Source organism: Altibacter lentus (genome assembly GCF_000746845.1).
Classification (GTDB): Bacteria; Bacteroidota; Bacteroidia; order Flavobacteriales; family Flavobacteriaceae; genus Altibacter; species Altibacter lentus.
In genome coordinates, this window is record NZ_KN050846.1 from 551,054 (window position 1) to 562,959 (window position 11,906).

Annotated in this window: 10 protein-coding genes; 2 read left to right on the plus strand and 8 right to left on the minus strand. The window is 42.6% G+C overall.

Going from position 1 to position 11,906, the window contains the following annotated elements; genetic code table 11:
* Nucleotides 1-4: 4 nt before the first annotated feature.
* Genes JS40_RS02630 through gcvT form a run of 3 tightly spaced genes read right to left on the minus strand, consistent with a single transcriptional unit; the run spans nt 5 to nt 2,885 of the window.
* Nucleotides 5-862, minus strand: coding sequence for a sugar nucleotide-binding protein (locus tag JS40_RS02630; RefSeq protein ID WP_034258120.1), 858 nt, complete (start codon nt 860-862; stop codon nt 5-7).
* 24 nt (nt 863-886) lie between these two features.
* Nucleotides 887-1,801 (minus strand): glutaminase, encoded by a 915-nt coding sequence (locus JS40_RS02635; RefSeq protein WP_034258121.1) that lies wholly within the window; start codon nt 1,799-1,801, stop codon nt 887-889.
* Nucleotide 1,802: 1 nt separating this feature from the next.
* On the minus strand, nt 1,803-2,885 hold the full coding sequence (gene gcvT / locus JS40_RS02640) for a glycine cleavage system aminomethyltransferase GcvT (protein ID WP_034261975.1): 1,083 nt from the start codon (nt 2,883-2,885) through the stop codon (nt 1,803-1,805).
* A 224-nt stretch (nt 2,886-3,109) separates the two neighbouring features.
* Between gcvT and JS40_RS02645 the strand changes: the two genes are divergently transcribed.
* Complete coding sequence (locus tag JS40_RS02645; RefSeq protein ID WP_034258122.1) at nt 3,110-4,645, plus strand: bifunctional ADP-dependent NAD(P)H-hydrate dehydratase/NAD(P)H-hydrate epimerase; 1,536 nt, start codon at nt 3,110-3,112, stop codon at nt 4,643-4,645.
* A 10-nt stretch (nt 4,646-4,655) separates the two neighbouring features.
* On the opposite strand, the gene JS40_RS02650 is transcribed toward JS40_RS02645, so the two are convergent.
* A complete protein-coding gene (locus tag JS40_RS02650; RefSeq protein WP_034258124.1) occupies nt 4,656-6,014 on the minus strand; it encodes a TlpA family protein disulfide reductase in 1,359 nt (452 codons plus the stop codon).
* A 107-nt stretch (nt 6,015-6,121) separates the two neighbouring features.
* Here JS40_RS02650 and hutH point away from each other — a divergent pair, with 107 nt between their 5' ends.
* Complete coding sequence (hutH, locus tag JS40_RS02655) at nt 6,122-7,633, plus strand: histidine ammonia-lyase (RefSeq protein WP_034258125.1); 1,512 nt, start codon at nt 6,122-6,124, stop codon at nt 7,631-7,633.
* A gap of 3 nt (nt 7,634-7,636) precedes the next feature.
* Here hutH and JS40_RS02660 read toward each other — a convergent pair whose 3' ends face one another.
* From JS40_RS02660 to JS40_RS02675, 4 genes are read right to left on the minus strand one after another with little or no spacing between them, the layout of a single operon-like run.
* On the minus strand, nt 7,637-8,038 hold the full coding sequence (locus tag JS40_RS02660; RefSeq protein WP_233273936.1) for a hypothetical protein: 402 nt from the start codon (nt 8,036-8,038) through the stop codon (nt 7,637-7,639).
* 22 nt (nt 8,039-8,060) lie between these two features.
* Nucleotides 8,061-8,864: a class I SAM-dependent methyltransferase gene (locus tag JS40_RS02665; RefSeq protein WP_034258127.1), complete on the minus strand. Its 804-nt coding sequence runs from the start codon at nt 8,862-8,864 to the stop codon at nt 8,061-8,063.
* A 9-nt stretch (nt 8,865-8,873) separates the two neighbouring features.
* On the minus strand, nt 8,874-9,200 hold the full coding sequence (locus JS40_RS02670) for a TraR/DksA family transcriptional regulator (RefSeq protein ID WP_034258129.1): 327 nt from the start codon (nt 9,198-9,200) through the stop codon (nt 8,874-8,876).
* 60 nt (nt 9,201-9,260) lie between these two features.
* Nucleotides 9,261-11,813 carry an ATP-dependent Clp protease ATP-binding subunit gene (locus tag JS40_RS02675; protein WP_034258131.1) on the minus strand — a complete coding sequence of 851 codons (2,553 nt, stop codon included), beginning with the start codon at nt 11,811-11,813 and terminating at the stop codon, nt 9,261-9,263.
* Nucleotides 11,814-11,906 lie beyond the last annotated feature (93 nt).

Consider the following 11,906-nt stretch of genomic DNA (forward strand, 5'->3'; position numbering starts at 1 on the left):
GGCACTAATATTTTAAGGTACTTATCTCTTCTTTAAGCGTACTGTCCTCAATGACCTCTGCCACCGAAATACGATACTGCTTTGGTAGTTTGTTTTCCTTCGGAAGGATAGCCAGATAACTTTCCTCATTCCGACTGAAAACACGCTTAAAGATAGGCAATTTATTGCTTAATTTATCGGTTAGCTCCCGAAACAGATCTTCATGGTGCACCATATCGCTACTGGCTAAATGAAAGATCCCCGTGAGTCTTTGATTGATGATGTAGTGAATTTGCTGAGCGATCTTATTGGCTGTTGTAACCGTTATGATAAGATTTGGGTAGACTTCAAAGGAAGCATGGTGTTTTATAGTTTGTTTTAGCTGAAATATCGTCGGAGAGTTTACTCCCAATACGGTTGGTAATCGCAGGATCGCGTAGGTCTCTTTGGGCAGTTCCCGTAAGATCTTCTCTATTGCAAGTTTATGTTTGCCATAGTCACTTTCGGCCATTGGGAGATCGTTCTCGTACGATGGATATGCGAACTTGCCATCGAAAACAGCCGCAGAAGACAAGAACAATAATCTGGTTCCTTCATTGGTGAGAACGTAATTAGCCAAGGTTTGGTGCATGGTTCGCAGTGATGCAAAATCTCCTGTTAGCGAAGAGATGATCACGCATGGTTTTACTTCAGCAAGGACCTCTAAAATCGTCTGTTTTGTGACATCAAACCGAAAAAACACCTTATTATCCCTTAGGTCTTTAATGTCGTTGCAATACGTTCCGTAGACATCAAAATAGGATTGTAGTTCCTTATAGAGCGCATGGCCAATAAAACCACTGGCGCCTATAATTAGAATTCTATTTTGAGGGATTTGTTTCATGGAATCAATAGAGAAAATGAACGATCAAAAAATGGACGCTCCGGTTTTTGTGGTGAATCTTTCAAGTGCCTGCATCCCAAGATAGGAATTTCCCTTTGGGTTCAAGCCCGGCGCCCAGGTGGCCAGAATGTATTCGTTAGGCAGCAAAGCCACAATACCTCCGCCTACACCACTTTTTCCCGGGAGTCCGACTTCGAAAGCAAATTCTCCTGCTTCGTCGTAGAACCCACAGGTAAGCATGATCGCATTGATACGTTTTACCTGTGTGAGCGTAAGATGTGCCTTATTGCGCATACATATTCCGCGATTGGCAAATAGATAGAAGGCGTTTGACAATTGCTCACAATTCATTTCCAAAGCGCATTGATGAAAATAGAAATCGAGTACTTGGTCTACGGGATTGTTTAAATTACCGAATGATTTAAGCAAATAGGCAGTAGCGTAGTTCTTAAACCCGGTAGCTTTTTCAGATGTGGCAACCCGTTCGTTATAATTAATGGTCGCATCATTCGCCAAGCCCCGAACATACGCCAGAAAATCTTCTTTAGGATTTTTCAGTTCAGAGATAAGGATATCGGCAACGACAATAGCTCCGGCATTTATCAACGGATTTCTGGGGATTCCTTCTTCCATCTCGAGAAGCGATAAATGATTGAAGGGATCTCCGGAGGGCTCTACGTCCATTCGGTTCCATATAGATGTTCCCACCAGTGATAATGCTTTGGCCAAAGAGAGCACTTTGGAAATACTTTGAACCGAGAAACGTGTCTTCCAATTTCCTGCACAATAATTCTCTTCGTTGATCCGGTTAAGGTAAATTCCAAAGTTATCTTGGGAAACAGAAGCCAGTTCAGGAATGTAAGAAGCCACTTCACCCGTATCCTCAATACCCAGGAGTTCTGTGTGAATGTCTTCTAATACCTGCTTGTAATCGATCATATTAGCCTTTGTAGAACGGTAATTTCACTACCGTAGCCGGCACCGTGTTCTTTCGAATTTGAATAAGGATCTCTGTTCCGGGAGTACTGAGTTCAGCGGGGACATAGCCCAGACCAATTCCCTGGTTCAATGACGGAGACATGGTACCGCTGGTCACCGTTCCGATAACTGATCCATCTTTTGAAACAATTTCGTAGCCTTGTCGTGGAATGCCGCGTTCGTTAAGCTGAAATCCAACCAGTTTCATATCGACTCCTTCTTCTTTTTGCTTTTTCAACGCTTCAGAGTTTACAAAGTCTTTTGTAAATTTTGTGATCCATCCTAAGCCCGCTTCCAGGGGAGAGGTGGTGTCGTTAATATCATTTCCGTAGAGGCAATAACCCATTTCCAAGCGCAGGGTATCACGTGCGGCCAATCCAATAGGCTTAATACCATAATCGGCACCGGCTTCCATCACTTTGTTCCATACTTGCGCTACTTCGCTGTTCTTGCAATAGATCTCAAAACCACCACTTCCTGTATAACCGGTCGCACTAATAATAATGTGTTCAATTCCGGCAAAATCTGCCACTTTAAAGGTGTAGAATTTAATTTCTGAAAGGTCTACACTCGTTAAGGATTGCATTGCTTCCACAGCTTTGGGACCTTGAATCGCCAGCAAGGAAAAATCCTCTGAAAGATTTCGTATTTCGGCACCCATAGTATTGTGACTTTTAATCCAATCCCAATCTTTGTCGATGTTTGAAGCATTCACCACCAATAACCATTTTTCGGCATCGAGTCGGTATACAATTAGATCGTCTACAATTCCTCCTGACGCGTTGGGTAAACAGCTGTATTGCGCCTGCCCATCCACCAATTTGGAAGCATCATTGCTGGTGACCTTTTGGATAAGAGCTAAGGCGTTTGGACCCGTGATCAGGAATTCTCCCATGTGAGAAACATCAAAAACACCCACACCTGAGCGAACCGTTTCATGTTCCGCTACCACTCCTTCGTAGGAAACGGGCATATTATAACCGGCAAAGGGCACCATCTTAGCACCTAATTGTTCGTGAACGTGAGAAAGAGCAGTTTGCTTCATGTGTATTAAATTTTTCGCAAATGTAATGTTATCTGTAAAAGGTAACGAAAGATTTGCTTGATTGTTTTCAACAGGGGTAGTAACTTGCAAGTTCGTATCTCAACCGAACATCTAACAAAATACAAGATAGACTCTGTGGGTAATACGTCCACTTTTTAGATCAATAGTTTTCAGGCATAGTGTAAAAGCGGTCGTGTTTTGGTACAATAAAAAAGAACGAGCAAATGAAAATATTTTCTTCAGAACAATTATACAAAGCCGATAAGATCACAACAGAAAAGGAAGAAATTACTTCTGTAGATCTTATGGAGCGAGCGGGAACACAAATATTTAACTGGTTGCATCAACGCATGCAAGGAGCGCAGGTTCCTATTCATATCTTTTGTGGTATCGGGAACAATGGCGGCGACGGCCTCGTGGTGGGTCGATTACTCATTGAGCACGGCTACAATGTCATCCTGTACGTGGTAAATTGCAGTGACAAACGGTCCAAGGAGTTTTTAATAAACTACGACCGTGTAAAGAATGTGACCAAGAACTGGCCTAAATTGATGAAATCTGAAGACGATTTCCCTACCATCGCTCCACAGGATATTATTATCGATGCCATCTTTGGAATTGGTCTCAATAGGTGTCCGGATGGTTGGGTTAAAAAACTTATACAATATCTCAATGCCAGCAAAGCATTTAAACTGTCAATAGACATTCCCAGCGGGTTGTTTGCTGAAAAGCCCTTGAGTGATCCGGAAGCAGTCTTAAAAGCTAACCATACGCTTACCTTTCAAGTACCTAAGCTATCTTTCTTCCTTCCTGAAACCGGAGCGTACGTACCCTTTTATGAAGCCATTGATATTGGTCTGGATGCAGAATTTCTCAGTAACGCAGAACCCTTGGCACAGCTTATTGGAAAACAGGAAGCACAATTGTTCTACAAACAACGACAAAAGTACGTTCATAAGGGATCGTACGGTCATGCGCTACTAATAGCAGGAAGTTACGGAAAGATGGGTGCCGCGGTTCTAGCTACCAAAGCTCTGTTACGTACCGGTGCCGGTATGGCGACCACGTATACTGCAAAGTGTGGTTATAACATCCTCCAAACGGCGATCCCTGAAGCGATGGTACTCACAGACGAACACGAAATGTTCGTGACGGAGATTCAATATGACTTTCAACCATCGGCTGCAGGGATAGGCATGGGTATAGGCGTTCATGAAGAAACCGTGACTGCTTTCAAGAAGTTTTTAGCGAACATAGAAATTCCTTTGCTCCTCGACGCAGATGCCCTAAATATACTGGCCTCTCACACTGAATTACTAGGTCAACTTCCAAAACACTCTATCTTGACACCACATCCCGGAGAGCTTGAGCGATTGATCGGATCCTGGAGTTCAGATTACGATAAACTGGACAAGGCAAAGGCCTTTGCAAAAAAGCACGAGATTGTATTGCTTATTAAAGGAGCAAACTCCATCATTGTCTTTGAAGAAAAATTGTACATCAATACTACGGGCAATCCGGGCATGGCCACTGCGGGTAGTGGTGATGTACTTTCCGGTATGATCACCGGTTTACTCTCACAAGGATACGATCCATTATTGGCCACAGTGTTTGGAGTCTACCTGCACGGCAGTGCCGGTAATATAGTTTCTCAAGAAAAAGGGTTTGAAGCGGTTATCGCCGGAGATATCATTGAGCACATTGGCAGTGCTTATCTGTCTTTGTTTGAACAAGACGCTCCCGAAACCGAACAAGCTTAAGCTAGTTGCTTTACAATAGTTCCTGTAGCATGTCTCTAAGTTTTGGATCTGACGGGCGTGGTGCGTCTGCAGATACTATCTTTCCTTGCGGATCGATAAGAATGAATCGAGGTATACCCAAAATACCATAATTCTCAACAAAATCTGAATTCCAGTTATTGTCGGCCATTAATTGAATCCCACCTAAGTTCTTTTCGGCTACCATGGTTTTCCAAGTATCGTAATCTTTTTCTTCATCGATAGAAATACTTACAAAAGCCACATTCTTGTCGTCAAATTCTTCCTCTACCGCCTTTAAGGCCGGGATCTCCCGTATACATGGGCCGCACCAGGTTGCCCAGACATCGATATATACATATTTCCCATTTAGATCTGACAGGCTGGTGCTACCGCCTTTGTGATTCTCATAATTGAAAGTAGGGGAGTCGTTCCCCGGTAGCAGCGGTAGCAGTTTGTTATACCGTGCCGTTATCTTTTCCAGATTTTCAGGATCGGGGGCGCTGCTTTTATAAATTTGATAAACGTCATTCAAGGACGCATCGGGACGCATACCAAATTCCAAGAAACCATACAATAATTGATCCTTGGCATAGCCATCGGGCAACGATTCGTCCACTTTGGTCAAATAGGCCAATGTAGGATCATCATTATCAGCTTCATTGATAAGTCGGTTAAAGTGGGTATCGAGCATACGCGGATAGGCGATGGATTTACGAAAGGCCGAAGTATCGGCATAATCGATGTTTTCCATGGGTTCATAGTAACGGTCTGATACTTTAAACGTTCTGTTTCCGGTAAAGTAACGATGGTATTCCTGGAAGTTTTCCAGATTCATGATGTGTTCGTAATCCAGTTCCTTACTTTCTAGTTCCTTGAACGCTTCGGAAAGACCTTCGGTATTGTTTAACAGCTCCTCGTATTTGGAATGAATGCTGTTCGCTTCAGTAACAAAATCGGTTTCAGACATGGAAAAGACCTCTTGAAATGGTTTCTCTTTTTCTGAAAGGAGGTACTTTTCAGCTAAATAATTATTTTCGGCTGCGAGATCCCCTGAATAGGTAATGCTCTCGTCGAATTGAGTGATATCTACGGTAAAAGAAAGAGTTTTCCCATTCTCTAAATAAGTAAGTGTACGTTCTCTGCCAATATAAAGTTCGTAGAAACCGTTGGTATCCAAATAGAGTGTATCGCTCAACGTACCGTTGGAAGCAATGGGAATTTTTTCTTCAAGATCGTAACCCCGAACTACGGCAGTGCTTTCTTCAGAATTTTCAATAGTTCCGTTAAGAAGTATATAATCGGTTGTTTTCTCGTCCTTATTACACGAAATGATCGCCAGCGAAACGATAAGGAATGCTAATTTTTTCATAAGTGTTTACAATTTGTCCATTTACTATTAAAGAAGACAATGAGTTGGCTAAAATTACAAAACCTTTGGTATAAATTGGTATTTTTGCGGGACAAACAACCCAATCGATGCAAGAAACCCATTATATCAGTTCCGAGATATTGGATCTACCTACCGTAAAAGAGATCATTGAGTCCCATAAACTGCTGGAATTATCTGAAGAAGCAGCATTCAACATAAAGAAGTCCAAAGCCTATCTCGACGGTAAGATGGAGAACAATGAACGACCTATCTATGGTATCAATACCGGATTTGGTTCGCTTTGCAATGTGAAGATCGCAAACGACAATCTTTCAAAATTACAGGAAAACCTCGTAATGTCGCACGCATGCGGTACAGGTGACTATGTACCCCGACCCATTGTAAAATTGATGTTGCTTTTAAAAATACAATCCTTGAGTTATGGATACAGTGGTGTGCAGTTACAGACCGTCGAAAGACTCATCGACTTTTATAATAACGACCTGCTCCCTGTGGTATATACACAAGGTAGTTTAGGAGCCTCGGGAGACTTGGCTCCCTTAGCGCATTTATCGCTCCCGTTATTGGGCAAAGGCGAAGTCTTTGTAGGTGAGAAACGTATGCGTACTGCGAAGGTGCTCAAAAAATACAATTGGAAACCTATCACCTTAGAAGCAAAAGAGGGACTGGCTCTTTTAAATGGCACACAATTTATGAGCGCCTACGGTGTCTACACCTTATTACAATCACATAAGCTATCGTACCTAAGCGATGTGATAAGTGCCCTCTCGGTAGACGCATTCGATTGTAATATGAGTCCGTTCGATCCATTAGTGCATTTGGTCCGTCCGCATCGCGGACAAGTTAAAACTGCCGAGCGTATTGTGGAATTCTTAGAAGGAAGCGAATTAGGCTTATCGGAAAAGAAGAACGTACAGGATCCGTATTCTTTTCGTTGTATCCCGCAGGTACATGGGGCTAGCAAAGATACTATCGTGTTCGTAACGAAGTCTTTTAAGACCGAGATCAATTCAGTAACCGACAATCCTAATATTTTTGTTGCCGAAGATAAGATCATTTCCGGTGGAAACTTTCACGGGCAACCATTGGCACTGGGATTGGACTACTTGTCTATTGCCATGGCCGAACTGGCTAATATCTCTGAAAGAAGAACCTACCAATTGGTTTCCGGTTTGCGGGAATTACCGGCCTTTTTGGTAAACAACCCCGGTTTGAACAGTGGTTTTATGATACCGCAATATACCGCTGCCAGTATCGTAAGTCAAAACAAACAATTGGCAACTCCGGCCTCTGTAGACTCGATCGTTTCGTCGAACGGACAGGAAGATCATGTGAGTATGGGAGCCAACGCCGCAACAAAATGTTTGCGTATTGTTGAGAATCTGGAGACCGTATTAGCGATCGAATTGTTAAATGCTTCGCAAGCCATGGAATTTAGAAGACCAAAAAAAACCTCTCCGTTTTTAGAATCTTTCCTTCAATCATTTCGGGAAACGGTTTCCTTTGTGGCAGAGGATCGCCTGTTGGCCGATGATATCCATGCCGCCATAGCGTTTATTCAAAGTTTCTCTATCGATAATGAGATCCTATTCGAGTAAGATTCAATCTGCTTCGTTCACCATCTTATCCACCCATGCTTTTGCTTCGGAAAGGGCGTCGAATAAATGAAAAGGTTTCTTTAGAAAGATCTTTTCGATCTCTACGTTGGAAATATTTATTTCGTGGGTACTAACAACGGCGAATGCCATGAGGTTCTCGATCTTGGACGTTTCAATGTAGACACGGGGATCTACCGCATACGAATTTTTTCGGTATGAGATGTACCCAAACGGTCTGTTCTTAAAATAGGTTTTAGAAATTTCAAGCAGGTCTTTATTGTATTCGGGAATGACAGTAATGCCCTCATGCATAATGGTAATGAGATAGTTATCATAAATTTCTACCGTCCCGAAAACATATTGTAGTGTGGTGATATTCAATTTGGTTGGATTTGAGATTTTCAAGATACAAAAATTGTAGAAATACCTATAGTGGTTTCTGTACAATCCAGATGTCTTGCGGGAGCCATCCATCCTGTGGCGGTGTTTCGATATGCTCGAGAATCTTTACATTCGAGAATAAGTTTTTCATGAAGGCCAGAGGGTGAAACGTTGTGTAGATCCTGTGTCCTTCCTTTACTTGTCCGCGTGCCACGAGAGCTCCTTGCTCATATAGTTTGCGTTCCCCATCGGTTAAGAGCGGAATATAGTTATTCCCAGAAGTGGTAATGAACATGATCCCACCCGGACTAAGCACCCTTAAAAGTTCTGCAAACCACTCGTAGTGCAATCTTTCAGAAAGATGGGTAAAGACCGAAAGGCTATAAATAATATCCATATGTGCATCAGGATAGGGGAGCTTTGCTTCCAGTGTATTCAGATTGAAATGTATATGCGGAAGGTTCTTGGTATTCCAATCGATGGAAAGCGGATTATAATCACTTCCGTAAAAAGAACAATCGTTTGGAAGGATATTGGGCAGGTGTCTAATGATCCGCGCCGGACCACAGCCCCAGTCCAATATGTTTTTATTTTTAAGGTCGGAGTGTCGTTTTAAATAATCCACCAGCCATTGGGCCGTTTTTTCACCTCCTGTGTAGTATTTCTCATAGCTCATCTCATGAGATTCGTAGATGAGATAATCCGGTGGAAGTTTCACCTCTGGGTGGTTTTCTAAAAACCGATCGTTCTTTTTCTTGTTCTTTACTAATTGCTGATAAAAACGTGCTTTGTCCGCAACGTGTAAAAAACCTAATTTTCTTAGGGTATTGGATAGTTGTTGTTTATTCATTCTGAAGTATTATTTTGAACAATTCACACATGTGGTCACCTGTGGCATAAGTAAGATTCGTTCAATTGGTATGGGTTGTTTACACTTTCTGCATCTTCCGAAATCGGGATCATCTATCTTGGAAAGTGCTACGGTGAGGTTCTTTAATTTCACTTCGGCTTTTCTATATGCAGCTTCGTTGACCGAACGATTATTAATAGCGTCCATGCGCGAAACACGACCAATTGCATTTTCTGGAGCAATGGGCTTACTCAATTCTCGGTATTTGGCAACCAAGTGTTCGGTCTCCATCATGGCTTCTTCAATGCGCTTTTTGATTTGTTTTCGTTCCTTCATAAAAAATTAAAACCACCTGATACTAAGATGCAGGTGGTTCTTCTTTTTGACTTCACTATTTTATGACTCTGTCTTTTTTTTCTGCTTTTTGATCTTTATGGTGAGTTCATTCGTCTTTTCGTCAAGATCCATAGTGATACCATCACCTTCTTGCAAATTGGAATTTATGATCTCTTCGGCCAAAGCGTCTTCAATATATTTCTGGATCGCGCGCTTTAAAGGTCTTGCCCCATAATCTTTGTCGAAACCTTTGTCTGCTATATAATCCTTTGCCTTCTCGGTAAGGGTAAGTTCATATCCAAGATCTTTGATACGGTCAAAGAGCTTGTCGAGTTCTATATCGATGATCTTGTGAATATCGTCACGGTCTAACGGGTTAAAAACCATAACATCATCCACTCGGTTCAAGAATTCCGGAGCAAATGCTTTTTTCAATGCATTTTCGATGATACTCTTCGAGTTAGCATCCGCCTGACTTTCTTTCGCAGCAGTACCGAATCCGACGCCTTGCCCGAAATCTTTCAGCTTTCTGGCGCCAATGTTCGAGGTCATTATAATGATGGTGTTCTTAAAATCGATCTTACGCCCTAGACTATCTGTCAACTGCCCGTCGTCCAATACCTGTAGCAGCATATTGAATACATCGGGGTGGGCTTTTTCAATCTCGTCCAACAGGATGACAGCATACGGCTTACGGCGAATCTTTTCTGTCAATTGTCCGCCCTCTTCATAACCCACATACCCCGGCGGTGCTCCAATAAGACGTGAAACCGCAAACTTCTCCATATATTCACTCATATCCACACGCACCAGTGCATTTTCGGAGTCGAAAAGCTCGCGTGCCAGTACTTTGGCAAGCTGTGTTTTACCTACACCTGTTTGACCCAAGAATATAAAGGAGCCGATAGGTTTATTAGGATCCTTCAAACCGGCACGATTTCGCTGAATGGCCTTAACCACTTTAGCAACCGCTTCATCCTGACCTATGACCTTTCCTTTGATGCGGTCCGGCAGTTTTGAAAGTTTGGTACTTTCAGTTTGTGCGATTCGATTTACAGGAACTCCGGTCATCATAGAGACAACTTCAGCTACGTCTTCCTCGGTCACGGTTTCTCTATGTAATTTTGAATCATTTTCCCATTTTTCCTGCTCGGTCGCCAGCTCTTTCTCAAGATTCTTCTCATCATCCCTCAATTTCGCTGCCTCTTCGTATTTTTGTTTTTTCACTACGGAATTCTTCAATTCACGTACCTCTTCCAATTTTGCCTCGATCGTTAATATCTTCTCCGGCACATTGATGTTAGTGATATGAACACGAGATCCTGCCTCATCCATAGCGTCTATGGCCTTGTCCGGAAGAAAACGCTCGGTCATGTACCTGTTCGTCAATTTCACACAAGCCTCTAAGGCATCCTCGGTATATTGCACGTTGTGATGCGACTCATATTTATCTCTGATATTATGAAGGATCTCAATGGTCTCGGCTACTGTAGTAGGTTCCACCAATACCTTTTGGAATCGACGTTCCAAGGCTCCATCCTTTTCGATATATTGTCTGTATTCGTCCAGGGTAGTAGCACCAATACATTGGATCTCACCTCTTGCAAGCGCAGGCTTAAACATATTGGAGGCATCCAGCGATCCGGTAGCACCGCCTGCGCCAACGATGGTATGAATCTCATCGATGAACAGAATAATGTCGTCATTCTTCTCCAGTTCATTCATCACAGCCTTCATGCGCTCTTCAAACTGTCCGCGATACTTTGTTCCGGCAACCAGGCTGGCAAGGTCTAAGGTCACTACCCGTTTATCGTACAAGATACGCGACACCTTTCGCTGCACAATACGCAAGGCCAAACCTTCAGCAATAGCAGATTTCCCCACTCCGGGTTCTCCAATGAGTAACGGATTGTTCTTTTTTCTTCTGCTTAATATCTGTGAAACCCGCTGTATTTCACTCTCTCGTCCTACTACGGGGTCTAATTTTCCGTCTTCGGCCATGGAGGTAAGATCCCTTCCGAAGTTATCCAAAACAGGCGTTTTAGACTTCTTGGTTCCTTTGGTGCTGGACCCGGAGAATAAATTCTCTTTGGAAGCATCTTCTTGTGGGGTATCGTCATCATTTGGAAATGATTCTGAAGTAGGGCTGTCTATATAGTCTTCGTCGTTCGCAATCATAAGTTTGAATTGATCCTTCACACCGTCGTAATCCACTTTCATCTTGTTAAGCAATTTCGTTGTAGGATCGTTCTCATTGCGAAGGATACACAACAACAAATGAGCTGTATTGATCGATGAACTTTGAAATAGTTTTGCCTCTAGAAATGTTGTTTTAAGGGCACGCTCCGCCTGACGGGTTAAATGGAGGTTTTTTTTATCGTTTTCGCTAGTCCCGATGTTGGGGTTGGCCGGACTTAGAATCTCTACCTTTCGGCGAAGGTGATTCAGGTCCACATCCAGTGCGTTTAATATAGTTACAGCCTTACCGTTACCATCACGCAAAAGGCCGAGCATTAAATGTTCGGTGCCTATAAAATCGTGACCTAACCGCAATGCTTCTTCTTTGCTGTATGCAATTACATCTTTTACTCTTGGGGAAAAATTATCATCCATAAATCTATATCCTCTAATGCCTTTAAAAATACTAAATTTCCTTAGAAAAGGGACAAAAACCATACCCCATTTGAAAGTGCTGTAGTAAAAGGA